The sequence below is a fragment of the Streptomyces asiaticus genome (assembly GCF_018138715.1).
Taxonomy (GTDB): Bacteria; Actinomycetota; Actinomycetes; order Streptomycetales; family Streptomycetaceae; genus Streptomyces; species Streptomyces asiaticus.
In genome coordinates this window covers 2,319,468-2,345,309 of the sequence record NZ_JAGSHX010000006.1, presented here as the reverse complement: position 1 = coordinate 2,345,309, position 25,842 = coordinate 2,319,468, and the positions used below count along the sequence as shown (strand labels likewise).

General features: G+C 68.4%; 21 protein-coding genes and 1 pseudogene. 17 read left to right on the top strand and 5 right to left on the bottom strand.

Going from position 1 to position 25,842, the window contains the following annotated elements; genetic code table 11:
• Positions 1-66 precede the first annotated feature (66 nt).
• From KHP12_RS17485 to KHP12_RS17460, 6 genes are all read left to right on the top strand, one after another.
• On the top strand, positions 67-354 hold the full coding sequence (locus KHP12_RS17485; protein WP_078559543.1) for a YlxR family protein: 288 nt from the start codon (positions 67-69) through the stop codon (positions 352-354).
• 152 nt (positions 355-506) lie between these two features.
• Complete coding sequence (gene infB, locus KHP12_RS17480) at positions 507-3,626, top strand: translation initiation factor IF-2 (protein WP_210609971.1); 3,120 nt, start codon at positions 507-509, stop codon at positions 3,624-3,626.
• 122 nt (positions 3,627-3,748) lie between these two features.
• Positions 3,749-4,045: a DUF503 domain-containing protein gene (locus KHP12_RS17475; RefSeq protein WP_037960645.1), complete on the top strand. Its 297-nt coding sequence runs from the start codon at positions 3,749-3,751 to the stop codon at positions 4,043-4,045.
• Between the two features lie 72 nt (positions 4,046-4,117).
• A complete protein-coding gene (gene rbfA / locus KHP12_RS17470) occupies positions 4,118-4,588 on the top strand; it encodes a 30S ribosome-binding factor RbfA (protein ID WP_037960648.1) in 471 nt (156 codons plus the stop codon).
• Complete coding sequence (truB, locus tag KHP12_RS17465) at positions 4,585-5,511, top strand: tRNA pseudouridine(55) synthase TruB (RefSeq protein WP_086882920.1); 927 nt, start codon at positions 4,585-4,587, stop codon at positions 5,509-5,511. The genes rbfA and truB overlap by 4 nt, the downstream gene beginning before the upstream one ends.
• Before the next feature lie 255 nt (positions 5,512-5,766).
• Positions 5,767-6,720 carry a bifunctional riboflavin kinase/FAD synthetase gene (locus tag KHP12_RS17460; protein ID WP_086882919.1) on the top strand — a complete coding sequence of 318 codons (954 nt, stop codon included), beginning with the start codon at positions 5,767-5,769 and terminating at the stop codon, positions 6,718-6,720.
• A gap of 165 nt (positions 6,721-6,885) precedes the next feature.
• Here the strand turns inward: KHP12_RS17460 and KHP12_RS17455 are convergent, their stop codons facing one another.
• On the bottom strand, positions 6,886-9,699 hold the full coding sequence (locus KHP12_RS17455) for a MinD/ParA family ATP-binding protein (RefSeq protein WP_246648611.1): 2,814 nt from the start codon (positions 9,697-9,699) through the stop codon (positions 6,886-6,888).
• A 223-nt stretch (positions 9,700-9,922) separates the two neighbouring features.
• On the opposite strand from KHP12_RS17455, the gene KHP12_RS53415 reads away from it, so the two are divergent.
• The gene (locus KHP12_RS53415; RefSeq protein WP_086885943.1) at positions 9,923-10,249 is read left to right on the top strand and encodes a hypothetical protein; all 327 of its coding nucleotides are present in this window, start codon (positions 9,923-9,925) and stop codon (positions 10,247-10,249) included.
• 20 nt (positions 10,250-10,269) lie between these two features.
• Here the strand turns inward: KHP12_RS53415 and KHP12_RS53410 are convergent.
• A pseudogene (locus KHP12_RS53410) lies at positions 10,270-10,347 on the bottom strand (SCO5717 family growth-regulating ATPase); the annotation flags it as partial.
• Between the two features lie 683 nt (positions 10,348-11,030).
• Here KHP12_RS53410 and KHP12_RS17450 point away from each other — a divergent pair.
• Complete coding sequence (locus tag KHP12_RS17450; protein WP_246648607.1) at positions 11,031-12,572, top strand: outer membrane protein assembly factor BamB family protein; 1,542 nt, start codon at positions 11,031-11,033, stop codon at positions 12,570-12,572.
• Between the two features lie 73 nt (positions 12,573-12,645).
• Here the strand turns inward: KHP12_RS17450 and KHP12_RS17445 are convergent, their stop codons facing one another.
• From KHP12_RS17445 to eccE, 3 genes are all read right to left on the bottom strand, one after another.
• Positions 12,646-12,876, bottom strand: coding sequence for a DUF397 domain-containing protein (locus KHP12_RS17445; protein WP_037960661.1), 231 nt, complete (start codon positions 12,874-12,876; stop codon positions 12,646-12,648).
• A gap of 95 nt (positions 12,877-12,971) precedes the next feature.
• The gene (locus KHP12_RS17440; RefSeq protein ID WP_211833156.1) at positions 12,972-13,778 is read right to left on the bottom strand and encodes a hypothetical protein; all 807 of its coding nucleotides are present in this window, start codon (positions 13,776-13,778) and stop codon (positions 12,972-12,974) included.
• Entirely contained in the window at positions 13,778-15,121 is a 1,344-nt protein-coding gene (eccE, locus tag KHP12_RS17435) for a type VII secretion protein EccE (protein WP_211833155.1), read from the bottom strand. The genes KHP12_RS17440 and eccE overlap by 1 nt, the downstream gene beginning before the upstream one ends.
• 181 nt (positions 15,122-15,302) lie before the next feature.
• On the opposite strand from eccE, the gene eccB reads away from it, so the two are divergent.
• From eccB to KHP12_RS17390, 9 genes are all read left to right on the top strand, one after another.
• The gene (gene eccB, locus KHP12_RS17430; RefSeq protein WP_211833154.1) at positions 15,303-16,865 is read left to right on the top strand and encodes a type VII secretion protein EccB; all 1,563 of its coding nucleotides are present in this window, start codon (positions 15,303-15,305) and stop codon (positions 16,863-16,865) included.
• Positions 16,866-16,868: 3 nt separating this feature from the next.
• Positions 16,869-18,146: a type VII secretion-associated serine protease mycosin gene (gene mycP / locus KHP12_RS17425; protein WP_372455203.1), complete on the top strand. Its 1,278-nt coding sequence runs from the start codon at positions 16,869-16,871 to the stop codon at positions 18,144-18,146.
• Between the two features lie 96 nt (positions 18,147-18,242).
• Positions 18,243-18,707: a hypothetical protein gene (locus KHP12_RS17420; protein WP_211833153.1), complete on the top strand. Its 465-nt coding sequence runs from the start codon at positions 18,243-18,245 to the stop codon at positions 18,705-18,707.
• 7 nt (positions 18,708-18,714) lie between these two features.
• Complete coding sequence (locus tag KHP12_RS17415) at positions 18,715-20,589, top strand: alpha/beta hydrolase (RefSeq protein ID WP_211833152.1); 1,875 nt, start codon at positions 18,715-18,717, stop codon at positions 20,587-20,589.
• 94 nt (positions 20,590-20,683) lie between these two features.
• A complete protein-coding gene (locus KHP12_RS17410) occupies positions 20,684-21,172 on the top strand; it encodes a hypothetical protein (RefSeq protein WP_246643129.1) in 489 nt (162 codons plus the stop codon).
• A 390-nt stretch (positions 21,173-21,562) separates the two neighbouring features.
• Positions 21,563-22,021, top strand: a complete 459-nt coding sequence (locus KHP12_RS17405; RefSeq protein WP_211833151.1) for a DUF2563 family protein — start codon at positions 21,563-21,565, stop codon at positions 22,019-22,021.
• Between the two features lie 1,627 nt (positions 22,022-23,648).
• Positions 23,649-24,896, top strand: coding sequence for a S8 family serine peptidase (locus tag KHP12_RS17400; protein ID WP_211833150.1), 1,248 nt, complete (start codon positions 23,649-23,651; stop codon positions 24,894-24,896).
• A gap of 138 nt (positions 24,897-25,034) precedes the next feature.
• The gene (locus KHP12_RS17395; RefSeq protein WP_037960682.1) at positions 25,035-25,409 is read left to right on the top strand and encodes a WXG100 family type VII secretion target; all 375 of its coding nucleotides are present in this window, start codon (positions 25,035-25,037) and stop codon (positions 25,407-25,409) included.
• An 81-nt stretch (positions 25,410-25,490) separates the two neighbouring features.
• Complete coding sequence (locus KHP12_RS17390; RefSeq protein ID WP_037960684.1) at positions 25,491-25,802, top strand: WXG100 family type VII secretion target; 312 nt, start codon at positions 25,491-25,493, stop codon at positions 25,800-25,802.
• Positions 25,803-25,842: the final 40 nt, after the last annotated feature.

The following is a 25,842-nucleotide window of genomic DNA, read 5'->3' as shown; positions in this document are numbered from 1 at the left end:
AATCGAGTGGCGGTTCGATCACTCCCCCCAGGGGGTGAGGTCGCTACGGGGAGGTAGACTTAACCAGTGTCTGGCCGCACGCGAGCTGGTGCCTGCCCTGAGAGAACCTGTGTGGGATGCCGGGATCGGGCGGCCAAGAACGATCTGCTGCGCATCGTGTTGATCGAGGGTGTTTGTGTCCCCGACCGGCGCGGTACGCTCCCCGGTCGGGGTGCTTATGTTCACCCCACACGGGTCTGCCTTGACCTGGCGGTTCGCCGCCGGGCCTTTTCCCGGGCCTTCAGGGGGCCGGGAGCGCTCGACACCACGGCGCTCCGCCGGTTTGTCGAGCAGGGTGAACAGGCGACACCCTGAGTAGTTGAAAGAACGGCACGGGACACCGTGCGGTCAGGTACCTCGCGAGTCGGAAGTAGGTCGAGATTGCGATGAGCACTCGATGAGTACGCGATGAGTACGCCCATGAAGTAGCGACGGTCCGGCGACAACCCGGACCTAAAAGGAGCGAAGTGGCTAAGGTCCGGGTATACGAACTCGCCAAGGAGTTCGGAGTCGAGAGCAAGGTCGTCATGGCCAAGCTCCAGGAACTCGGTGAATTTGTACGTTCGGCGTCCTCGACGATCGAGGCGCCGGTTGTGCGCAAGTTGACTGACGCTTTCCAGGGTGGCAACGGCTCCGGCCGCGCCGCCGGTAAGCCCTCGGCGCCGCGCAAGGCGACGCCCAAGCCGCCGACGCCGGGTCCGGCGGCGGCCCGTCCGGCCGCCCCCAAGCCCCCGGCGCCCGGCCCCAAGCCGGCCGGTGCCCCCGAGGGCCAGCGCGGCACCCCCTCCGCGGCGCCCACTCCGGGCCCGCGTCCCACGCCGGCTGCCCGTCCGGCCGCCGGCCCCAAGCCGGGTCCCGCGCCGGCGGCTCCGGCGCAGCCCGAGTTCACCGCGCCGCCCACCCCCGCGCCCAAGCCCGCCGCGGCCAAGCCGGGCGCGCCCGCCAAGCCGGGTGCCACTCCCGGTCCGCGCCCCGGCGCCCGTCCGGGCGCACCGGGCCAGGGCCAGGGCCAGGGCGGCCAGCGCGAGGGTGGTCAGCGCGAAGGCGGCCAGGGCGGCCGTGGCGGCCCGCGTCCGGGCCAGGAGCGTCCGCGTCCGGGTGGTCCCCGTCCGGCCGGTCCCCGTCCCGGTAACAACCCCTTCACCTCCGGTGGCTCCACCGGTATGGCGCGCCCGCAGGCGCCCCGTCCCGGTGGCGCCCCGCGTCCCGGCGGCCAGCCCGGCGGCGGTCCGCGTCCGCAGGGCGGCGGCCAGGGCGGTCCGGGCCGCGGCCAGGGCGGTCCCGGCGGTCCCCGGCCCACTCCGGGCCAGATGCCCCGTCCGCAGGGTGCCCAGGGCGGCGGCCCGCGTCCGGGTCCCGGTGGCGCGCGTCCGAACCCGGGCATGATGCCGCAGCGTCCGGCCGCGGGCCCGCGTCCGGGCCCCGGTGGCGGCGGTGGCGGTCGCGGTCCCGGCGGCGGCGGTCGTCCGGGCGGCGGCGGTCGTCCCGGTGGCGGCGGCGGCTTCGCCGGTCGTCCCGGCGGTGGCGGCGGCGGTCGTCCCGGTGGCGGCGGCGGTTTCGCCGGCCGTCCGGGGGGTCCCGGCGGCGGTGGCGGCTTCGGTGGCGGCGGTGGCCGTCCCGGCTTCGGTGGCCGTCCCGGCGGTCCCGGTGGCCGCGGTGGCACGCAGGGCGCCTTCGGCCGTCCCGGCGGTCCGGCGCGTCGTGGCCGTAAGTCGAAGCGGCAGAGGCGCCAGGAGTACGAGGCCATGCAGGCCCCGTCGGTCGGCGGTGTGATGCTGCCGCGCGGCAACGGCCAGACGGTCCGGCTGTCGCGGGGTGCCTCGCTCACCGACTTCGCGGAGAAGATCAACGCCAACCCGGCGTCGCTGGTCGCCGTCATGCTCAACCTCGGCGAGATGGTCACCGCGACGCAGTCCGTCTCCGACGAGACGCTTCAGCTTCTCGCCGACGAGATGAACTACAACGTCGAGATCGTCAGCCCGGAGGAGGAGGACCGCGAGCTTCTCGAGTCCTTCGACATCGAGTTCGGCGAGGACGAGGGCGGCGAGGAGATGCTCTCCGCGCGTCCGCCGGTGGTGACCGTCATGGGTCACGTCGACCACGGTAAGACCCGACTGCTGGACGCGATCCGCAAGACCAACGTGGTCGCGGGCGAGGCCGGCGGCATCACCCAGCACATCGGTGCCTACCAGGTCTCGACCGAGGTCAACGACGAAGAGCGCAGGATCACCTTCATCGACACCCCGGGTCACGAGGCGTTCACCGCCATGCGTGCCCGTGGTGCCAAGTCGACCGACATCGCGATCCTCGTGGTGGCGGCCAACGACGGTGTGATGCCCCAGACGATCGAGGCGCTGAACCACGCCAAGGCGGCCGATGTGCCGATCGTGGTCGCGGTCAACAAGATCGACGTCGAGGGCGCGGACCCGACCAAGGTGCGCGGTCAGCTGACCGAGTACGGCCTGGTGGCCGAGGAGTACGGCGGCGACACCATGTTCGTCGACATCTCCGCCAAGCAGGGTCTGCACATCGACAGCCTGCTGGAGGCCGTCGTCCTCACCGCCGACGCCTCGCTCGACCTGCGGGCCAACTCGGAGCAGGACGCACAGGGCATCGCGATCGAGGCCCACCTCGACCGCGGCCGCGGCGCCGTGGCCACCGTGCTGGTCCAGCGCGGCACCCTGCGGGTCGGCGACACGATGGTCGTCGGCGACGCGTACGGCCGCGTCCGGGCGATGCTCGACGACAACGGGAACAACGTGGCGGAGGCCGGCCCGGCGACCCCGGTCCTGGTGCTCGGTCTGACCAACGTGCCCGGTGCGGGTGACAACTTCCTCGTCGTGGACGAGGACCGCACCGCCCGCCAGATCGCCGAGAAGCGCGCCGCCCGCGAGCGGAACGCGGCGTTCGCCAAGCGCACCCGCCGGGTCTCCCTGGAGGACCTGGACAAGGTGCTCAAGGCCGGTCAGGTCCAGCAGCTCAACCTCATCATCAAGGGCGACGCGTCCGGTTCGGTGGAGGCTCTCGAGTCCTCGCTGCTCCAGCTCGACGTCGGCGAAGAGGTGGACCTGCGGGTGCTGCACCGCGGTGTGGGTGCGGTCACCGAGACCGACATCGACCTGGCGACGGGCTCGGACGCCATCGTCATCGGCTTCAACGTGCGCGCCGACGGGCGTGCCACGCAGATGGCCGAGCGCGAGGGCGTGGACGTCCGCTACTACTCGGTCATCTACCAGGTGATCGAGGAGATCGAGGCGGCCCTGAAGGGCATGCTCAAGCCGGAGTACGAAGAGGTCGAGCTCGGTACGGCGGAGATCCGCGAGGTCTTCCGCTCGTCCAAGCTGGGCAACATCGCGGGTGTGCTCATCCGCTCCGGCGAGGTCAAGCGGAACACCAAGGCCCGCCTCGTCCGCGACGGCAAGGTCATCGCGGAGAACCTCAACATCGAGGGCCTGCGCCGGTTCAAGGACGACGTCACCGAGATTCGGGAAGGCTTCGAGGGCGGTATCAACCTCGGCAGCTACAACGACATCAAGGTCGACGACGTCATCGCGACGTACGAGATGCGCGAGAAGCCGCGCGGCTGACAAGCGGCGGCGGCCGGGGCCGATCGGCGGAGGAATTTCCGTCGATCGGCCCCGGCCCTTGCGTGTACGGTGCGAGAAGCCCGCAATCACAAAGGCCCCACGGGTGGCTTGACCCGGACCGCATGTATGTAGGGACGTTGTCCTTTGACCTGCTTCTCGGCGACGTACGGTCGTTGAAGGAGAAGCGCTCCGTCGTCCGCCCGATCGTCGCCGAGCTGCACCGCAAATTCGCGGTGAGCGTGGCGGAGGTCGGTGACCAGGACCTCTACCGCAGGGCCCAGGTCGGCCTGGCGATGGTCTCCGGGGACGCGGGCCACCTCACCGAGGTACTCGACCGCTGCGAGCGGCTGGTGGCGGCGCGGCCGGAAGTGGAGCTGCTGGCCGTGCGACGGCGGTTCCACGGTGGCGATGATGAATGAGGGCCGGACCGGTGGTCGCAGACCGCGCCCCCGGCCATCGATGACTGACGCGAAGAAGAGAGAAGAAGACGCATGAGCGACACCGCGCGGGCACGCAAGCTGGCGGACCGCATCCGGGTCGTGGTCGCGGAGACCCTTCAGCGGCGGATCAAGGACCCGCGGCTCGGCTATGTGACCATCACCGACACCCGGATCACCGGTGATCTGCGGGAGGCGACCGTCTTCTACACGGTCTTCGGCGATGACGAGGAGCGGGCGGCCTCCGCCGCGGCCCTGGAGAGCGCCAAGGGCGTGCTGCGGTCGGAGGTCGGGCGCCAGACGGGGGTGCGCTTCACCCCGACCCTGACGTTCGTCCCGGACGCGCTGCCGGAGAACGCCCGCACCATCGACGATCTCCTCGCCAAGGCCAGGGAGGCGGACGCCCAGGTGCGCGAGGCGTCCTCGGGCGCCGCTTACGCGGGCGAAGCCGACCCGTACCGCAAGCCCGGCCAGGAGGACGACGAGGAGCCCGGCGCCGAGGGCAAGGGTTCAGCGGACGCATGACGCGTAAGAGCAGGGCCGGTTCCGGGGCACCGGACGGCCTGGTGATCGTCGACAAACCGGCCGGTTTCACCTCGCACGACGTCGTCGCCAAGATGCGCCGCTTCGCCGGCACCAGGCGGGTCGGCCACGCCGGGACGCTGGACCCGATGGCCACGGGCGTGCTCGTGGTCGGCGTGGAGAAGGCCACCCGGCTGCTGGGCCATCTGGCGCTGACCGAGAAGGAGTACCGGGGCACCATCCGGCTCGGGCAGACCACGGTCACCGATGACGCGGAGGGCGAGATCACCGCCTCGGAGGGCGCCGACGGGGTCGACCCGGGCGCCGTCCAGGCCGGGATCGAGGAGCTGACCGGGGACATCCAGCAGGTCCCCTCGAAGGTCAGCGCCATCAAGATCGACGGCAAGCGCTCCTACGCACGGGCGCGGGAGGGCGAGGAGTTCGCGATTCCGGCACGTCCGGTGACCGTCTCCTCCTTCGTCCTCCACGACCGTCGCGAGGCCAAGGCGGAGGACGGCACCACCGTCCTCGACCTGGACGTCACGGTGGTGTGCTCCTCCGGCACCTACATCCGGGCCCTGGCGCGCGACCTGGGCGCCGGGCTCGGCGTGGGCGGCCATCTCACGGCCCTGCGCCGGACCCGGGTCGGTCCGTACGGGCTGGAGTCCGCCAGGACGCTGGAGCGGCTGGAGGAGTCGCTGGAGATCCTGCCCATCGCGGAGGCGGCGGCCGCCGCGTTCCCGCGCTGGGACGTGGACGAGCGCCAGGCCCGGCTGCTGGGCAACGGGGTACGGATCGACATGCCGTCGGGGGCGCCGGGGGCGCCGGGTCCGGGGCCGGTCGCGGTCTTCGGGCCGGAGGGGCGCTTTCTGGCCCTGGTGGAGGAGTCGAAGGGCAAGGCGAAGAGCCTGGCCGTCTTCGTATGACGCGATTGACGGCGTTGCCGCCGTCGGAGCCCCCTGTACCGGGACGGTCGATCTGTATCGGGACGGCCGGCGCGGCGCCGATGTGTCATTGCCGACTCCGGGCCGCGTTGCACGCGCCGGGACCGGCCGCCTACCGTGGCCTTCCGGTCGGTCCAGGCGCTCGAGGCGGCCACCGATGCGAGGCGGGCGCCCGGGACATGGCAGTCTTAGACCTGCGAAGTCGACAGACAAAGGTTCGGGCGAGGAGCGGGCAAAGTGCAGCGCTGGCGTGGCTTGGAGGACATCCCCGAGGACTGGGGGCGCAGCGTCGTCACCATCGGTTCCTACGACGGGGTGCACCGAGGACACCAGCTGATCATCGGCCGTGCCGTGGCACGGGCGCGTGAGCTGGGCGTACCGGCGGTCGTGGTCACCTTCGACCCGCACCCGAGCGAGGTCGTCCGGCCCGGCAGCCATCCACCGCTGCTCGCCACCCACCAGCGGCGCGCGGAGCTGATGGCCGGGCTGGGCGTGGACGCGGTGCTGATCCTGCCGTTCACGGCGGAGTTCTCGCGGCTCACCCCCGCCGACTTCGTGGTGAAGGTGCTGGTGGACAAGTTGCACGCCCGGGTCGTGGTGGAGGGCCCGAACTTCCGCTTCGGCCACAAGGCCGCCGGGAACGTGGCCTTCCTGCGTGAGCTCGGCACCACGTACGACTACGAGGTCGAGGTCATCGACTTGTACGAGCGCGGCGAGGCGGGCGGCGGCGAGCCGTTCTCCTCCACGCTGGTGCGCCGCCTGGTCGCGGAGGGCGATGTCACGGGCGCGATGGAGGTCCTGGGGCGGCCGCACCGGGTCGAGGGCGTGGTGGTGCGCGGTGCGCAGCGCGGCCGTGAGCTGGGCTTCCCGACGGCCAACCTGGAGACCCCGCCGCACACCGCGATCCCGGCCGACGGCGTCTACGCCGGCTGGCTGACGGCGCAGGGCGAGGCGATGCCCGCCGCGATCTCGGTCGGCACCAATCCGCAGTTCGACGGGACCGAGCGGACGGTCGAGGCGTATGCGATCGACCGGGTCGGACTGGATCTGTACGGACTCCACGTCGAGGTCGACTTCCTCGCCTATCTGCGGGGCCAGGAGAAGTTCGACTCGATCGAGGCGCTGCTGGAGCGCATGGCGGTCGATGTGAAGCGGGCGCGGGAGCTTGTGGAGGAGCACGGGAGCCGCTGACGCGTACGGCGGCGGCTGACTGAGGCGTACGGAGCCACTGAGGGCGCGTGCTGGGCGCAGTGCGCCGCGTGGGGGCGCAGTGCGCCGCGTGGTGAACGGGAGAATGCGAACGCGCCCCGCGGGCCGGATCACCGGCCCGCGGGGCGCGTTCGTGTTCTTCGCTCGCTACTGCTGCGGGGGCTGCTGCTGCCAGGGCTGCCCCGGTTGCCCGGGCTGGCCGGGCTGCCCCGGTTGGGCCTGCTGCCACGGCTGCCCGGGCTGCGGCTGCTGCCCCTGCCCGTAGGACTGCTGCCAGCCCTGCTGGCCGCCTTGCTGCGGGTACCCGGGGTACTGCGGCTGCTGGCCCTGCTGAGGCGCGTAGGCGCCCGGGTAGGGCTGCTGCTGGGCCTGTCCGGGCATCGGCGGGGCCACCTGCGGCGGCTGGGCCGCACCGTCGCCCGTCCACAGACCCTGCTCCTGCTGGGCGCGGGTGAAGTCCTCCGCGACCATGGCCGAGAGGTTGAAGTACGCCTCACGGGTCTTGGGCCGCATCATGTCCAGGTCCACCTCGGCGCCCGCCGACAGATGCTCGTCGAACGGCACGACGATCACCCCGCGGCAGCGGGTCTCGAAGTGGGACACGATGTCCTCGACCTTGATCATCTTGCCGGTCTCCCGGACCCCGGAGATCACCGTGATGCTCCGCGAGACCAGATCCGCGTAGCCGTGCGCGGACAGCCAGTCCAGGGTGGTGCTGGCGCTGCTCGCGCCGTCCACCGAGGGTGTGGAGATGATGATCAGCTGGTCGGCGAGGTCGAGGACGCCGCGCATGGCGCTGTAGAGCAGGCCCGTGCCCGAGTCGGTGAGGATGATCGGGTACTGCTTGCCCAGGACGTCGATGACGCGGCGGTAGTCGTCGTCGTTGAACGTCGTCGAGACCGCCGGGTCCACGTCGTTGGCGAGGATCTCCAGCCCCGACGGCGCCTGTGAGGTGAACCGCCGGATGTCCATGTAGCTGTTGAGGTACGGGATCGCGGTGACCAGGTCACGAATGGTCGCACCGGTCTCCCGGCGGACCCGTCGGCCGAGAGTGCCCGCGTCCGGGTTGGCGTCGATCGCGATGACCTTGTCCTGGCGCTCGATGGCCAGGGTCGCGCCGAGGGCGGTGGTCGTCGTGGTCTTGCCGACACCGCCCTTGAGGCTGATCACCGCGATGCGGTAGCAGGAGAGCACCGGCGTACGGATCAGCTCCAGCTTTCGCTGCCGCTCGGCCTCCTCCTTCTTGCCGCCGAGCTTGAAGCGGGAGGGGCCGGGGGTGTTCTTCTTCGGCTTCTGCTTGCCCTTGATCAGCCGGTCCGAGGAGAGCTCGACCGCGGCGGTGTACCCGAGCGGCGCGCCCGCGCCCCCGGCCTGGCGCCGCTGGTCGGGCGTCACGGTCGGCCAGCCGCCGGTACGGGGGTCGGCCGGGGCCGCAGGTGCCGCCGGGGCGGCCTGGGCGTCCGGACGCGGATAGCCGTAGCCGTCATGCGGCTGTGGCTGGGGCTGCGCCTGCGGTCCGGGTCCGGGAACGCCCCCGGGGCCGGGTCCGGGGACGCCGTCGCCGGGCCGCGGGAAGCCGTAGCCACCCTGCGCGCCCGGACCCTGCTGCCCGGGGAACTGCGGCCCCTGGGGGTCATGCGGCGGCTGGCCCTGGACGGGGCCGTTCGGCGCGTACGGTCCGGGCTGTCCGGGCTGGGCAGGCTGTCCGGGCTGGCCCGGGTACATCGGCTGGCCGGGGTGCCCGGGGTGTCCGGGGTGTTCGGCCTGCCCCGGCCCCTGCTGGGGCGTGGGGTAGGGCTGTGCGGGGGGCTGCTGGTACGGGCTCTGGCCCTGGCCCTGCTGGTCCGGGGCGGGCGGCTGCGGGAAGCCGTAACCGCCCGGGACGGGCGTCGGCCCCTGGCCCTGTACTGGACCCGGAGCGCCCGGACCGGGCGCGGGCTGGCCCCCCGGGTGCGGATAGCCGTAGTGGGGCCCCTGCGGACCGGGGGCACCCTGCGGACCGGGACCCGGAACGCCCGGGCCGGGCTGCTGGTAACCGCCCTGCGGGCCGGGCACGTTGCCCGTCGGGGGCTGCGCCCCCTGGGCCTGATCCGGCAGCGGGGCCGGACCGGGCTGGCCGGGGATCGCACCGGGAGCGCCCTCACCGGGACGCGGATAGCCGTACCCGCCCTGCGGCCCCGGTCCGGCGGCGGGCTGCCCGGGCTGCCCCTGCGTCTGGGGCGGGGGAGGCGCCCAGGAGGTGTCCTGCGGCGGGAGCGGCACACCGGCACCCGGGGTGGCGGGCCCATCCGTCCGCTGCTCCGGAACCGGGGCGGGACCCGGAGCGGGCGGGGCGTCCTCGGGCGCCGCGGGCTGGAAGTCCGGCGGCAGGGGCGGCAGCCCCGACTGCGGAACGGGCGGCGGGGCCCAGGTGGTGGCGGACTGCTCGGGCGACGGCGCGCTCGGCGGCACGGCGTCCTCGGGAACCGCGTCCTCGGGGACCGCGTCCTGAGGCTCGGCGCTCGCCTGCCTCAACTCCTCCATCTCCCGCCGCAGCGCGGCCGTGGAGAAGCGCAGCGTGCCCTCACTGCGCACGTCGTCGTCGGTACGGTCGCCCGAGCCCGAGCCCGAGCCCGAGCCCGAGGAGCCGGAGTCGTCGTCCGGACCGGGACCGGACGCAAACCCAGACCCAGACCCAGACCCAGAATCGGAACCGGAATCGAAGCCGGAAGGAGCGCCAGAGTCGGAACCGTGGTCGGAACGGGAGTCGGAACCGGAACCGGGACCGGAATCAGCAGCCCCGGCGCCGGAGTCCTCACTCCGCCTCTCGGCGATCTCGCGCCGCAGCGCGGAGGTGGAGAACCGTACGGTGGAGGGGCTGCCCAGATCGCCGTTCTCGCCCTCGTCGGAGCCCGTCGCGGAGGCGTACTCCGGGTCCGGCCGGAAGGCGTCGTCGTCCCGCGGAGCAGTGGCGGGCGCCAATGTGAAGTCGTCATCGACGGGAGCGGAAGGGGAAGCGGAAGAGGAAGCCGCGGCCGAATCCTCCGTCTCGACATCGGAAGCCGGGGCGGAAGCCTCGTAGGAGGGCTCGGACTCAGCGCTGTCCAAAACCCCGCCACCCGTAACGCCGTCACTCGTGACGCTGTCATCCGGGGGCGCGGCACCAATCGAACCCGACCCGGAGTCAGACAAAGACGACATACGAATGCCCGAGTCGGACTCTCTGCTCTCCGGTTCCGACCGTGCCTCGTCCTCCCGCTGCCCGGGGACCTCCTCCACCTCGGAGGCGTCCGACGCGACATCGGAGGAGGGCGCCGGGGCAGGCGGCGGCCAGGCACCCGGAAAACCGCTCGGCTCCGGCACCCCCGGCACCGGCACCGGATTGCCGGTGGGCGGCGGAGGCGGCGGCCCCGGCATCCCCGCACCGGCGCCCGTCCCGGTTCCTCCGGAACCGCCGGTCGACGAGGGGGCCGTGGAGGACGGCGAGGACGACGACGAAGCGTTCTGCGTGTACCAGGCGGGTGGGGTGTAGTCGATGGTGAACTCGCCCGTGTGCTCGGTCTCCGCGTCGGACCGATCATCGCCGGGTGTGTTTCCGCCCGTGCGGATCTCGTCCCGATCGCTGCTCACAATGCCTCCTGGTGTGGTCGAACACCCTTGAAATTCTTGGCGAGGCCGATCTGTTGCCGATCGCTACTGTCGTCCGACCGTTCGGCTTTCCCCTTTTGTGACGCCGGCGACCCCTGAACGGGCGCTCCACCGGGTACCCCAAGACTAATCACCATGAGCGCCGCGGGGGCAGGCCCGTCCGCGCACTCGAGGCCGTCCGAGACCTCACCGTGCCTTACGGCGGTACGTACCCGGCAACCGCGGGGAGAAGTCCAAGCATCCGGTGGTACAAAGAATCCCCGCTCGAATGCCGTTGCACAGTGGGATCTGCGACCATGTCGCCCCTTTCCGGCCGGCGCCGCCGACCGGATCGCGGGGAGGAGGCCGACCGGTCGGTGGACTCGTGTGAGAGGTAGGCGCAGATGCCGCAGCCGCCCCAGCCACCCAACCAGCCGCCCTCCGGCGGCTTCGGCCCACCGCCCCCAGAGCCTCAGGAGCCCGACCAGCCCCAGGAGCCCCGGGAACCCGGCCAGGGCGGCTTCGGCTCGCCGCGGAGACCTCCGATACCACCCACGCCGCCCACCGCGCCCCAGAGGCCCCCGTCAGCTCCGTCGAGGGGCCACACTCCGCCGCAGATATGGGATGGCGCCCTCCCACCGAGCCCGCCTCCACCACCGCCCGGCGCGCCCCCGGGCGCGGGCCCGTTGAACCCGTACGCCCAGAACCCGTACGCCCAGAACCCGTACACACGCCAGCCGGAGTACGGCGGTCCGTACACCCCACTGCCCGGCGGGCCGTACGGCACGCCTCCGCCCACCAACGGCGGCCGGGCCCCGAAGCGGAAGGCCGTCATCGTCGGTGCGGCGGTGGCGGTACTGCTCGCGGCCGGCGGCGGGGTGTACGCGGCGGTGGGCGGTGATGACGGCGGTAAGAACCCCACCGCGAGTCCCACGACGACCACCCCGCGCCACCCCAGGACACAGGACCCGACGCCCGAGCCGACGACCGGTGACGGCGATAAAACCGGCGGCCGCGGCAACGGCGAAAGCGATCCCAACGACCAGCGCCGGGCGGGCGAGGCCAAGGTCCTCTACCAGAAGCCCGCGCCCGAGGTCAGCACGAGCAACCTCGAAGTGCCCGGCTTCTGGGCGATGAAGGGCTATGTGGTCAAGGCGGTCGAGAACAAGATCGTCGCGTACAAGGACGAAGGGGGCAGCAAGTGGACCCTCTCGCTCCCCAAGGCGGTCTGCGCGGCTCCCACCTCCACGACCGACGGCAAGGTCGTGGTCACCTATGCGGGCCATGGAAAGGACTCCTGTAGCCAACTCGCCCTGATCGACCTCAACAAGGGCGTCAAGCTCTGGGACCATCCCGCCCCCGAGAGCGACGCCATGGGCGGCGGCTACACGAATGTGGGCATGGCGCAGAGCGGCAATCTCGTCGGCATGGCCTGGTTCGGCGGCTCCGCCGTCATCAAGGTCAGTGACGGCAAGGAAGTCTCACCCGAAAAGCCGAGCGCGGGCTGTTCCATTGACGGATACGCGGGCGGGAAGGTCCTGCTGCGCGCCTACTCCTGCACCAATGGCACCGCCAAGGTCCAGCAGCTCGCCCCCACCGGCTCGATCAAGTGGACCTACACCGTCCGTAAGGGCTTCAAGGTCAGCAACATCTTCTCCAGCAGCCCCGCTGTGGTGGCCCTCATCGACCAGGACCGACGCTCCGGCGGCATCCTGGCCCTCTCCGACAAGGGCAGGGAACGCTCGACCCTCGCGCTGGGCAAGCAGTCCTACCAGCCGGAGTGCGGCACGGACATCTTCGGCACCAACATGGGCAACTGCGAGGGCGTCGCCGTCTCCGCCGACACCTTCTACCTGCCGACCGAGATGACCCAGGACCACGGTCTGGGCTCCACGAGCGAGATCCACGCCTTCGACCTCACCACCGGCAAACGGAAATGGGCGGTCAAGGTGGCCGAACGGCTCCTGCTCCCGCTGAACATGGACGGCAAGAACCTCATCGCCTACGAAAAGCCCACATACGCCGCCCCCGGTCGAATAGTCCGCATCGGCCCCAACGGCGGCAAGCCCAAAACCCTCCTGCGCCTCCCCCAGGCCACCCAAAAAGCCGAGCGCGACTTCTACTCGGCCACCCACACCTACCGCAACGGCAACTTCTACATCGCCACCAACCGCATCACCGGCACCGACACCACCGCCGAAAACCTCCTGATGGCTTTCGGCCGCTGAGTGGCGGCCGAGCGGTGGGGACACGACCGCGGGGGCGGACACCGACCGGCGTCCGCCCCCGCACCCGCGCTCCTCAGCTCAGATCGAATTCGCCGTCCCTCGCGCCCAGGACGAAGGCACGCCATTCGGCCTCCGTGTAGCGCAGCACGGTCTCGGGGTCGGTGGAATTCCGCATGGCCACTGCCCCGTTCGGCAGGTAGGCGATCTCCACCCGGTCCTCGGAGCTGCTGCCAGGTGCGCTGAGCCACTCGACACCGGAGATGTCGAGGGCGTACAGCTCTTCCTTCTCTTTGGCATCGGCCATTGGTGGAGAATCCCTTCGGGTACCGCGGAAACAAGCCCGCCTGATGCTTGGCTGACAGTCTCATCCACCGTGTGCGCGGCGGCAATCGAACACTGTCAGTCCATGCGGCGAGCCCCGCCCAGCAGGCCGGATTCGATGTCAGTCGGATGCGTCGCCACGTAGAGCCGCGACTGACGATCACACCAAAGAGTGACCCCGTCCGGAAGCGTGGACAGTGATTCGACATCCGTGGACGGCAGCCCCATGATCCGTCCGACCTGGGCGGCCTCCTCGGGCGACACCCGCTGGACGCCCACCAGGTCCGCGTTTTCCATGAGCCGGGGGGCGACCGGGCTCAGGTAGGGCAGAAGCGTCAGCACGGACTGCCACGGCGCCGAAGTCACCCGCCCGCGCGGCGGTCGCATGCCCGCGTCACGGATCACCAAAACGGGGCTGCCGATCGACGGCCCCTGCGGCGGCACACGTCCCACGTCGTGGAGGGTCATGCTCTGGTAACCGCCGTTCGCGGCCTGCGCCAATGACGCCCACATCTGCTGACGGCCGGTCTCCACGGTGACCCGGGCGCCCGTGGCCACCGCTCGCAATCCGATCACCTGCGCCGTCCACAGCCCGCCGACCAGAACCACGTTGAAGGGCGTGGGACGGTGCAGGCCCAGCACGGCGGGTTGGTCCCGCGCACCGACACCGATCGCCACCCCGTCGTCGCCGACCGGCAGCGCCAGTGCGTCGAACTGCTCCGGGGGGAGCTCATGCCGTTGACGCCGGGGTCCGATCAGCCCGAATCCCCGTCGCGTCCTGCGCGGGGCGGGAGCCACGGGCTCGTCCGGCTGACCGGGCAGATGGCCAGGTGTGGAGGCCGGGGCGTAGGAAGGGCCGCCTGAGACGGTCGTCGGCATGGCCATCAGCGGGTCCCTCCCAGGGGCAGAGTGGCGAGTACGCCGGGTACCTGCTCGCGGTCCAGCCGTGCGAGACCCACCCGCACCCCACGGGCGGTGCGCTGGAGCTCTCGCCTCATCGCGACCAGGTCGTCCGCGCTATGACCCGTGATCCGCACATGCCCGCTCACCGTGGGCGCGGGCCGGCCGCTCTGCGTCCCGCCCCGGCGCAGGGTGAGGCTGAGCGTGGTCGCGAGCGCGGGCAGTGAGGTCAGCAGCGCGGCCAGTTGGGGAAGGGGCGTGGCTCCCGGTCCCAACTGTGGCCACCTGCTGATCCAGTAGGTGGTGTGCCACCGGTCGTCGCAGCGCCAGGCCCGTGTGCTCTCGACCGTGCGTCGACTGAGCGTGTTGGTCTGCCGGGCCTGCGCCGTCGCCCTCGGATTGACGCTCGCGGCGGTGGCGATCGCCGCCGTCACGCCTTCCTCCGGCAGAAGCGTCACGCCGAAGCCTGCCCCCTGTAGCCTGCTCGACAGCTGGTCCGCCGCCCGCAGCACACACCGCTGCGCGCCCTCGAGGCCCCCGCCCCGGGCCGCGACGGCCTCCGGGCAGAGCTCCGGGTCGAACTTCAAGGCCACCCACGTCAGACGGACCGCGGGCGCGCCCGTCTGCTCCTGAAGCGGACCGTAGTTGCGCACGGGCACCGTCTGCGCCGACAGGTGGGGGGCGGGCGCCGGCAACGCATGCTGCACCACCTGCACGGACTCCAGCAGGATTCCATCGACATCCATGGCATCGCGCAGCAGCGAAAGCGGCAGCGGACGCTGCGTACGGTGCGGGCGCAGCGGTGAGTCCGTGGCGTCCACCTGCAAGATCGCGGTGAGAAAGGTGCCGTCGCCCACCAAGCCGACCATGCGCCGCTCGCGATCGGTGAACGTATAGGTGCGCAGGGCCGGTTCGCACTCCAGAGCCGGTGTGAAACCGGGGTCCGTGCCCGCGTCGAGCGGCTTCGCCGCCTGCCGCTGGCGCCTGCGGAGCGCGAGCGCGGTGCTGAGCCATTCCGGTATCGGCTGCTGATGACGCGTGACCACGGCCAGCAGGACCAGGACGACGCCCACGACTCCGGCGGGCACCAGCAGGAGTTTGTCGACCACCCCGGCGGCCAGCACGATCGCCGCGGCCACCTCGATCAGCACGAATTGCTGGAGCCGCAGGGGGCCGAAGCTGCCGGGCCGGGACATCGTGCGCGGGGTGGCGGAGGTGATGGGAGCCGCTGTCGGGGGAGCGTCAGCGGGTGCGGGCGGACGGGGTCCGCTCGGTGCTCCTCGGCCGGACGCGCTCCTCGTGGCACGTGCGCGCGTTGCGGCAGCCATCCCCGTCAGCCCCCTCATGTCCGAAACCGGCCCGAACGGCCCGGTCGCCGTTGCCCCGGTGAGTGTCCCCGGGCGGCATGAGCCAGTTCACTACCGGCATAGTAGAGGGTCGGTACGACGCCAGGACCGAGGGCAGGCCACCTGACTACCGAGGCCGAAAAGCGGGGAGAAGCGGCTAAAAATGGCATCACGGCGGGATGAACTCAACGCCTATATCTATGCGAAGAAGCGGACAGTCGCCGCCTTTTTGCAACCCACGCCGAGCGGCACGGAGGAGGGTGCGCCGCGTCCGCTGCGCGCGGTCCTTCCCGGAGTCGTCGTCGGGGCCCTGATCCTCGCCGGTTTCGGGGCCTGGGGCATGTTCAAGCCCGTCGCCCCCAAGGGGTGGGACACACCGGAATCGCATGTGATCGTCGGCAGTGACTCCACCACTCGGTACGTCATCCTGAAGACCGGCGGCAAGCCCCAACTCCACCCCGTGCTGAACCTGGCCTCCGCCAAGCTCCTCCTCGACCCCGAGAAGTCCAGCATCATCAAGGTGAAGGAGTCGGAGCTGGACGACGGCCACATCCCGCGTGGCCCAACGATCGGCATTCCGTACGCACCGGACCGCATCCCCAGTGCGGACGAGGCGAAGAAGCGCATGACGTGGGCGGTCTGTGAACAGCCGGGCGGCAATGGGAACACCACACAGAAGGCCGTCTTCCTCTTTTCCGACCGGGACCCGAAGCTCAAGAAGCTGCACGGATCCCAGGCGCTCCACGGTGGCCAGGCCCTCTATGTGCAGGATCAGGACGGCGCCCGCTATCTCGTCGATCCGCGGGGCGTCAAGTATGTGATCGGCGGTCCGGACTGGAAGGCCAAGTCCGCCGAGGACACCAACCTTCTGCTGCGCTCGATCTTTCACGACGGCGCGAAGCCGCAGCGAGTCACCAGGGACTGGCTGGCGACCTTCAGGGACGGGGCACCGATCGACTTTCCGCAGGTCCCGGGCCGGGTCGGCGATGACGCCGGGATCTCGAGCCTCGGCGATGCGAACCGGGTCGGCATGGTGCTCGAAGCGCCCACCGGAGCCGGCACCCAGAAGTATGTGGTGCTGCGGGGAAAGGTCCAGCGCGTCTCGGAGTTTGTGGCCAAGCTCCTGCTCAGGAGCAAGACCTCCATCAATGGGGCGAGTATGGCCAAGCGAGTGGCGGCCCAGTCGTTCAACCCGGACACGGAGAACGATTTCTACGGCCAGTACCACTGGCCCAGCGAAATCCCGAGCCAGGCCAACTCCGTCGATCCCGCGCTGGGCAGCGGAGCGCGTGACACCAGTTGCAGCATCTTGGACGGGGTGACCGCCAAGGGCGGTGCCAAGGTGACTACTTGGGCTGGCAAGGACTTCCCGGCCACCATCCCGGACGGCGCCACCAGCGCCTATGTGACCCCGGGGTCGGGAGTGCTCTACCGCCAGGTGAGCGGCCGACAGATCAAGAACGGTCCCGTCTTCCTGGTGACCGACACCGGCCTTCGCTACTCGGTCCAGTCCAACAACGACAGCGATTCCGGCAAGTCGAAAATCGGCGGCGAAGACTCCGACAAGGAAAAGGCCACTGAGACCCAGCAGGACGTCAACAGGGCCCAGCGCAGCCTCGGATACCAGGACGTCAACCCGACTCCGGTGCCCGCGGACTGGTCCGAATTCCTGCCTACCGGTCCACGCCTCGACGCCAACAGCGCCAAGCAGCCCCAGGGTTCATAGGACATGAGGAAGCCCGAACACATGCGGCGCACCATCAAACCCCTCGCCCTGTCGGCGGCGACCGCCCTCACGGCACTGACGGCGGCGGCCGGACCGACATCGGCCTCCACGGCGCCGGACCTCTCCCTCGCGGGCAGTGGCGAATGCACCTACCCCGCCAAACAGATAAAGGGCACCCCCTGGTCCCTCCAGCGGGTCATGCTCGACCAGCTGTGGCAGGACACCAAGGGGCTGGATTCGAAGGGGCGTCCGGTCAAGGTCGCCGTCATCGACACCGGCGTCGACAACAGCAATCCTCAGCTCAAGGACGCCGTCGACACCAGCAAGGGCAAGGAGGTCCGTAAGGGCGGCAAGAAGAGTCTGTCCAAGGGGAAGAAGGGCGACGGGACGGATGACTCCGTCGGCCACGGCACCAAGGTCGCCGGCATCATCGCCGCCCGCTCGCACTCGGGCACGGGATTCGTCGGCATCGCACCGAAGGCCAAGATCATCCCGATCCGGCAGAACGATGAAAAGGGCTCCGGCACCACCGACACCATGGCCACGTCCATCGACTGGGCGGTGGACGCGGGAGCCCAGGTCATCAATATCTCCCAGGACACCGTCAAGCCGCTCCAGACGAACAGCACGCTTGAGCAAGCCGTTGAGAAAGCGCTGCAAGCGGATGTCGTCGTGATCGCCTCCGCCGGGAACGACGGTCTCGACGGCAAGGTCAAGAAGACCTACCCGGCCGCTTACGACGGCGTCCTCGCCGTCGGTGCCTCGGACCGCAACAACGAACGCGCTCCCTTCTCCCAGTCCGGCGACTTCGTCGATGTCGCCGCTCCTGGCGTCGAGATGGTCTCCACCGTCCCCAAGGGCGGCCAATGCGTGGACAACGGCACGAGCTTCTCCGCGCCCTACGTCGCCGGCGTGGCCGCCCTGATTCGCGCCAAGCACCCGGAGTGGCACCAGGACGAGGTGGTCGCCCAGATCGAGCAGACCGCCGAGCGCGCCGTCAACCACCATGACCGCTTCATCGGCTGGGGCGTCGTCGACCCCGTCCGCGCCCTCACGGACGACGAAACCCGCATCGACCACGTCACTCTGGACAAGGGCGCAGCCCACGACGTCGCCGCGCCCGACCCCGCCCCCATGTCCCTGGGCGAGACCCCTCAGGAGCGCAAGGAACGTCTCGCGACGTACTCCGTGGGCGCCGCCGCCATCGCGGTGGCGGGCATCGCGGGCCTGGCGGCAGTTCTCAACGAACGGAGGCGGCGGCGCTCCGGCATGGCTGAATAGCTGAGTAGGAGTACTCATAGACGCCCGTGAAGTGTCACCTACACTGAGCTATTTGGCGTAACTGTGAGTCGTGTGAGCCAGGGGGTCGGGGAGCGTATGTCTACGTTCGAGACGGAATGGGCGCAAATGAAGCGCGAGGCGTCCGGTGACACCGGGATGCGTCTCGCGAGCGCCGACGACAAGCCGGGATGGGCGCAAGGCGGATCAGGCGGGGTGAAGTCCAGCAAGAACGCCTGGACCACGGCAGGCCGGAGCGTCGGCAAGCTCCGGGGGGACATCAAGACCGCGCTGACGAAGCTGGAGGAGGAGCAGACCGGCCTGGGCGCGGGCAGTGACTCCGGCGGCGGCATCCAGAGCGCGGCGGCTCAGCGGGAGCTCTACAACTCCTGGAAGCGCTACCTGAAGGACGTGAGCGGGAAGTGCGGGGCGATTCAGGACCGGCTTGAGAGGGCTGGGGACCACCAGTACAAGAACGACGAGGCCACCAAGTGTGCGTTCGACGGGCTGAACGTCCTGTACGAGGACACGAAGCCTGTCGGCGGCGACAGCCGGGGTCGGTGACGCGGCGGTGGATTACGCGACGCTCACGTCCCTCAAGCCGTCGGAGTTCGAGGACGCCGCAGGCGGCTACAGGACCGTCGGTGCCATGGCCAGTGAAGCCAAGGATGACGTCGAGAGCCAGATCATCGCAGGCATGCGGAAAACGGTCGATGGCCAAGCCGTTCTCGAAGGTGAGGCCGCTGAGGCCGCCGTGGTGCAGCTCCGGAAGCTGGCGACGAACTTCCACTACACCCAGGTCGAATGCGCTCTCATCACCACCGCGCTCAACTCTCTGGCCTACGAACTACGGGCAGCCAAGGACAAGCTCGACGCCGCTGTGGAGGATGCCGAGGCAGAGAAATTCACGGTGGGCTCTGATGGCTCGGTGAGCTACCCGGCGGCCGGCGACAAGGTCGACGGCAAAGTACCGGAGGGCGGCACGGTCACGGGCAGCGCGAAGGGCAAGCCGACGAACCAGCCGATCGACCCGACGGCCGACGCGAATGATACGGCCGATGCCCTGGAACGCCAGGCGGCGAACATCCACCCCAATCCGAACTACGGCCGCGCGGTGGCCATCGCCAACCGCATCGCCCAAGCCATTTACGACGCGACACAGGCTGACGAGAAGTGGGCCCCCAAGTTACGCACGCTGAAGGCCGACGACGATCTGACCGTCGCTGCAGAAGACTGGGCCGACGCCAAGGGAGACACGGGGGGTGTCCGTAGCGGTGCGAAGGAGTACTTGGACGAGATCAAGCCTCCACCCAAGGACGGCGATCCGAAATCGAACGCGGACTGGTGGAAGGGGCTCTCTGGGCAGGAGAAGGCCGACTACATTTCGATGTACCCCGACAGCGTGGGTAAGCTGAATGGTCTTCCGGCGGACGTCCGCGACGAGGCGAACCGTGCAGTATTCGAGGAAAAGCGGGCGGAGTACCAAGCCCAGTACAAGGACATACCCGAGGAGCCCAAGCCCAAATACGTCCCTAGTGGCAGGACCATGAGATACAGCGACGAGTGGCTTGAATGGCACCAAAAATATGAAGGGAAGAGGGCGCATCTGAAGTCCGCTTTGGACGGTATGAAAGCCATCCAGAAGCGTTTCGACAGAACAGGCGAAGACGGTCTACCTGAGGCGTATCTCCTTGGGTTCGATCCAAAGGGTGACGGACGGGTTGTCCTGGCCAATGGAAATCCGGATACCGCAGACCACACAGCGCTGTATGTGCCGGGCACAAAGACGCATCTAGGTAGTATTGACGGTGATCTGAACCGTGGTGCGACGCTGTGGAGGGAGAGTCAGGCGCTCTCGCCTGGCGACAAGATCTCTACTATTACATGGTTCGACTACGATGCTCCGGATCAGGTACCTAACGCCACCAGTGATAAGTACGCAGAAAAGGCTGCTCCCAATCTCCGTGAGTTCCTTGACGGCAACAAGGCGGCTCACGAGGCAACCACTGGTGGCGCTGCCCACACCACCGTCATCGGTCACAGCTACGGCAGCACGGTCATAGGGGATGCAGCTAAATACCGTAGCGAATACGCGGACACCTGGAGCGACCCGTTGCCGGCCGACGACGTGATCGCAGCGGGGAGCCCTGGCATGCAGGCTGAACATGCCGCTGATCTCGGCATAGACCCTGACCATATGTGGGCCATGAAAGCCGGGGGCACGGGAAGCGACGACTGGTTCGTTCGAGAGGGTGGGCGGAACGTCGGCCTTGGTGGTAATAGGGTCATTCCCACCGACAGGGAGTTCGGTGGACATGTCATGGAATCGGATTCGAGCGACCACGGTGGATACTGGAACGTAGATGAACACCAAAAGCCATCGGTCAGTCTCAAAAATCAGGCACGAGTCATTGTGGGCGACTATAAGGGTGTAACACTTGAGTGAGCCGAGCCGTGGACCGCTGCGAGGGTCCCGAAAGTTCTCATGGGCGATTTGTGTCGTGATGGCGGCACCGTTGATTCTGGTGGGATGTTCATCTATGGACGGTAACTCTGAAGCCGATGGCGGGGCAGAGGCCAAGCTCGGTTACAAGCCAGAAGTCCGCGCTGTTCAGGAAACAAAACAAGAGGTCAATGCCATCTCCAGCAGTCTTCTGGACTGGATGGGAGTCAAGGGCAAAGTCACTGAGTCGGGAGCGGCGGTCAGTGTCTGTGAGGCGATCGATCCGGACTTGACGAAGTATTACACAATTCATCACCCGTGGTCGGTCTACAAGCTGAGCGACGGAACCTTCGAGACGGCGATGCAGAATCTCCGTGAGCGGCTGCCGAAGCATGGCTGGGACATCACGAAAGATGGTGAAACCAAGTCGCAGGCACGGAACCCGGAGCTCGTGGCAGTCAACCGCCGGACGCATCACTGGGTGCAGATTGAATGGGCCAGGGAACGGTCAGGGAATCTTGATGAGTTGATCAGCGTGGACGTCGACTCCCGCTGTTATCGTGCTCCCAAGGGCGCTGATCTTTAGACGGCGACGCCTCTGGACTACACGCCACAGCGCATGGCTGTGGAAGACGCGAAGGGCCTGGCCAGCCGGCAGTCCAGCAAGATCCTGGACCTCTTCGAACTGTGGGGCAAGGTTTCACCCGCCGCCCCGCATGCCAGCCCCGCCGCCTGACCTTGGGCCTCAGGCCGCACACTGGTGCTGTCGCCCTGCGAAATAGGTATGCGTACTCATGTGCGCCTGTGGTGAAGTCGTTAGTGTCATCAGATGTGACGTGTGCCTCGTATGCATCGTTTGGGGGAGGGGACCGTTACTGAACCGTCGACGTCCCACAGCTACGGGGCAGTTGGGGTGTCCAACTCTGATGGATAGAGTGGCTTAGGACATCGTTGGTGTCATACGGGGAGGGACAGCGTGAGGCCCATAGAGCCGGGGTCTGAGCCACAGACGCCGTTCGGCAAGAGGCTGGTCAAGGAAGCCGAGACGCTTGCCAAGTTCAAGAAGCGCCTGGACAAGGTCCTGACCGACCTTGATAAGTCCCCGGCATCGCGCAAGACGATCTCGCAACAGTCCATCACCCGGGACGCGTACGGCTCGGGCACCGGGTTCACCTCCGCCGACGACCTGGCCAACCTCTACGAGAAGGTCCACGCGCGACTGGAGACCCTGTCCAAGTCCTTCGGCGACCAGATCGAGGCCATGGGCCTCATGGCGATCCTCGCCGAGCGCGGCTATGACGGCATGGACGCCGAACAGGCCCGTCGAATGCGGGAGATCCAGACACGTACGCGGAAGTACTATCGCGAGCCCGAGAAGCATGCGGGTCAGAGTGGGAATCACGGCGGCAAAGAGGTCGGGGGCGACGCGCTGTGAGGGGGAGAAGGTAGATGGCCGGAGGGAAGTTCGAGGATCGGTCGCACGACGAGCTCTACAACATGATCGCGACCGCGAAGCCGGGCGCGCTGACCGACGTCGGGGCCGCTCTGTCGGCTGCCTTCGACGACATCAGTGCCATCGCGGAGGAACTCAAGGCACACGCCGAGCGGGTGCACTGGGAGGGCGAGGGCGCCGACGCCTTCCGCGAGTGGGGTCGTGAGGTTGCCAAGCAGACCCACAAGATGGCCGACTACACCCTGCTCGTCGGCGTACACATGACTGCTGCGGGCCAGGGCCTGACCGAGGTCAAGGCAGCGATGCCAGCCCCGACGGCGGCCGATGACAAGACGCACAAGAGCGATGCGGAAAAGACGGTCGCGGACAAGCACCACCTGGAAGCGCTCCAGCAGATGGACAAGCTGGACTCGTACTACGAGACGGCTTATACGGAGATCAAGGATCTTGAGGAGCCGAACTTCCCGCCATTGCCGCCTGAGTTCGGGAACTACTTCCAAGGCGATCCCGGTCCCTCGGATGCATCGCCGTCTGGGAACAGAAACGCAGGTGGGCAAAGCACAGCTTCCGCTGCGCCGTTCGCAGCTCGTTCTGATGCCGCTGATGGGACGGGCCTTGTCCAGCACCCAGGAGTAGCCTCTACAGGACACGGCAACGTGGGGGTGGAGGGGCTGCCGGATGCTGTGTCAGATGCGAGGACCAGTATTGACTCCACGAACACGCTACCCTCGCATGACATCATCGACCCAAGCAGGCTTCCTACTGCGCCACCGCAGAATGCGCCCGAGCAGCACGTGAACCCTGTGGTGCCAAACGGACCCAGGCCACTCCTGCCAAGCGCCCCGCCGCCTATGCGGGGTAGGGGCAATCCTGTACGAGAGCCCCTCCCTCCCTACCAAGGCGCGGCAAAACAGCCTCGGCCGACGAGCCTTCCTCGGACCGGCTTGCCTGACGGTATTCACGGCGGGCAACAGGCTCGCCCACCGGGGCAAACCAACCCTCCGCGAATCCCCCGGGGCAGGGTTGTCGGAGAAGAGCAAGGGCCCATGAGGCGTGGGCCGATGGGACCCGCTACGCATGGCTTCAAAGGCACGCCTTCGCCTGCGAATGGCGGGCCGGGCCGACGGCTCGCCTCGGAGCCGGGCGGGACCGTGGACAGTCCACGAGGGCCGAACAACGCGAATGGGCAGCGTCTGCCGAAGGGCACGGTCGTCGGAGACGAACACGGCATCCCTCCCAGGCGTGGTCCCCTGGGCATGGGCGGTGTGCCCGCTGATGGAGGTCCGCACGCGCCCGGGAGCAGTGGTGGCCAGGGCCGGCGGCTCGCATCGGAGTCGGGAGGCCCCGTCAGCGGTTCGCGTTCTGGGCGCGGAGCACAGTCCGACTTCACCCCAGGGGGATCCGGGCTTGTGCGCGGTAACCAGGAGGAGCCTGAGCCGACGTCGCGGTCTGGCAGGGCAGCCCCGAACGGCTCGGAACCCTCCGGCTCCAGGCCCGATTACCTTCAGGAAGACGAAGAGAGCTGGTCGGGTGGACGGCGTGACACGGTTCCGCCGGTCATCGAGTAGATCGACAGATCCCTGTGCAATGCCGAGGAGAGCACTCACCTATGCCATTCCAGAAGTACGGAGCGCGGCGGCGCTCCTTGTCGGCTCTGGCAACACTCGGAGCCGGGCTCATGGCAGTGGGCGGTATCGCGCCCGCAGCGGCCGCACAGGACATCAGCTCTCAGCAGTGGTACCTGAAGGACATGCAGGCCGACGACATGTGGAAGGTGAGTAAGGGCAAGGGGATTACCGTAGCCGTTGTCGACACGGGCGTTAAGGCATCGTTGCCCGAGCTACGAGGGCAAGTGCTCGAAGGCGCAGATATGTCGCATAACCCGACGGGTGCGCATAAAGACACGGACGGTCACGGAACAAACATCGCTGCTCTGATCGCTGGCACGGGAGCTGGCGGTGGCATTCAAGGACTGGCTCCTGAGGCCAAGATCCTCCCTGTGAAGGATGTGCTGGACGCGAGGGTCGACTCTGCGGACGGCAACGTGGGCAGGGCCATTCGGTACGCGGCGGACCATGGGGCACAAGTCATCAACGTCTCGCAAGGGTCAGACGCCGTGAGCAGTCAGCTCCCTCGGACGCTCTCGGCAGTCAAATATGCCATCAAAAAAGGCAGCCTGATTTTTGCTTCTGTAGGAAATGTCGGTGACAAGGCCAATGAAGTGGCCTATCCTGCTGGATTTCCAGGTGTCGTGGGTATCGGCGCGATCGACCGTGAAGGCAAGGCAACGAAGTGGTCGAACTCGGGCGATCAGGTAGGGATGGTGGCAATCGGGGATGAAATCCCCATACGCTGCGGGAACAGTGTCTGCACGTCTCGTGGCACCAGCCAAGCCACCGCCATCACCTCCGCCTCCGCCGCCCTCATCTGGTCCAAGCACCCCAAGTGGACCAACAACCAGGTCCTCCGCGTCATGATGCAGACGGCCGCGAAGCCCAAGACCGGTGACATCCCGAGCAGTTACCTCGGGTACGGCTCGGTCCGGCCTCGCAAGGTGCTCCTCGATGGCGAAGGGGACCCGGGGCCGGCCAACACCAATCCGTTGCTTGCTCGTGAGGGAGCGACGAAACCAAAGCCTTCCGAGTCGGCGTCTAAGTCGGCAGGGGATGCCTCACAGCCCCCCGCATCGGATGAGCAAGCCGCTAAGAAACCCGCAGTGGAGGCCAAAGCGAGCGACGACGACGGCGGTAACACGACGCTCTGGGTCGCCTTGGGTGCGGGTGTTGTCGTGATCGTCGGGGCCGCGGTCGCCTTCACTGTCGTACGGCGTCGTGGTGGAACGACGGCCAGGCCGTAACCGGCACCGTAACCGGCACCAGTACCAACAACAGCTATACGCTTCCTGCCATGTCGGGTAGGAAACTCCACAGAGTGGTGAGCTGACGAAAGAATCCCCAGCTCGGCTCACCAACACATCATGGGGGAAGGTGGAAAGATGTCGGGCTCGCAGCGGATTAGCGACGCACATTTCAAGAAGTTCGAGGGCGATCTCGGTCGCGTCAGCGAGGACCTCTCGCAGAACCTGCGCACGCTGATCAACGCCATCGACACGGTGGAGGCGGCGTGGACCGGTCAGGGCGGAAGCGCGTTCCGGCGGGCGCAGATGAGCCTCAATGAGGACCATGAGGCCCTGCGTCAGCTGATCGTCAACATCCACGAGGCGGTGCAGCTCACGCACCGTTCCGGCGGTGCCAACGACACCGAGATCGCATCGCAGCTCCGCAGCATTGACGTCAATGGCAGCGCGGCGGGCGGGCACCTCGGCAGTGGTGCGGATGGCCTGGCCCACAGCAAGGTCGACCAGTTCTAGTCGGTTGCGGGCGCCATCACGGCGGCCCTTGCGACAGAAATGATCGACAACCATCAAGACACCACGAGGGGTGGAGCATAAGTGTCCGGTGACGGGATGGACATCAAGGTCACATACAACTCGCTCGAGGACACCGCCGGTGACCTCGAGCGCGGCGCCAGGGTGGTGAGCCAGCAGATCGAGACCATCATCGCCGCGGTCAAGGCCGTCACCGACGGTTGGGAGGGCGAGGCTCACCAGATGATGCTCGCCGCCGAACGGCAGTTCAAGACGCGCGCCAACCACATCGAGACCACGCTCAAAGAGGTGGCGACCAAGGTCAGGACCGGCAGCATGGACTACCAGGCGACCGACAAGAAGTCGGCCCAGCTGTTCCAGGACATCACCTTCTGAAGGTGCGGTCGCAAGAACATGGGGGTGGGCAACCGCTTCA

What these genes read in the sequence shown, in the direction of transcription:
- KHP12_RS17475 (WP_037960645.1), top strand. Translation starts at nt 3,749, where the DNA reads ATGTATGTAGGGACGTTGTCCTTTGACCTGCTTCTCGGCGACGTACGG.
- rbfA (WP_037960648.1), top strand. Translation starts at nt 4,118, where the DNA reads ATGAGCGACACCGCGCGGGCACGCAAGCTGGCGGACCGCATCCGGGTC.
- truB (WP_086882920.1), top strand. Translation starts at nt 4,585, where the DNA reads ATGACGCGTAAGAGCAGGGCCGGTTCCGGGGCACCGGACGGCCTGGTG.
- KHP12_RS53415 (WP_086885943.1), top strand. Translation starts at nt 9,923, where the DNA reads ATGCCCGAGTCGGACTCTCTGCTCTCCGGTTCCGACCGTGCCTCGTCC.
- KHP12_RS17445 (WP_037960661.1), bottom strand. Translation starts at nt 12,876, where the DNA reads ATGGCCGATGCCAAAGAGAAGGAAGAGCTGTACGCCCTCGACATCTCC.
- KHP12_RS17440 (WP_211833156.1), bottom strand. Translation starts at nt 13,778, where the DNA reads ATGGCCATGCCGACGACCGTCTCAGGCGGCCCTTCCTACGCCCCGGCC.
- eccE (WP_211833155.1), bottom strand. Translation starts at nt 15,121, where the DNA reads ATGGCTGCCGCAACGCGCGCACGTGCCACGAGGAGCGCGTCCGGCCGA.
- eccB (WP_211833154.1), top strand. Translation starts at nt 15,303, where the DNA reads ATGGCATCACGGCGGGATGAACTCAACGCCTATATCTATGCGAAGAAG.
- mycP (WP_372455203.1), top strand. Translation starts at nt 16,869, where the DNA reads ATGAGGAAGCCCGAACACATGCGGCGCACCATCAAACCCCTCGCCCTG.
- KHP12_RS17420 (WP_211833153.1), top strand. Translation starts at nt 18,243, where the DNA reads ATGTCTACGTTCGAGACGGAATGGGCGCAAATGAAGCGCGAGGCGTCC.
- KHP12_RS17410 (WP_246643129.1), top strand. Translation starts at nt 20,684, where the DNA reads ATGGACGGTAACTCTGAAGCCGATGGCGGGGCAGAGGCCAAGCTCGGT.
- KHP12_RS17400 (WP_211833150.1), top strand. Translation starts at nt 23,649, where the DNA reads ATGCCATTCCAGAAGTACGGAGCGCGGCGGCGCTCCTTGTCGGCTCTG.
- KHP12_RS17395 (WP_037960682.1), top strand. Translation starts at nt 25,035, where the DNA reads ATGTCGGGCTCGCAGCGGATTAGCGACGCACATTTCAAGAAGTTCGAG.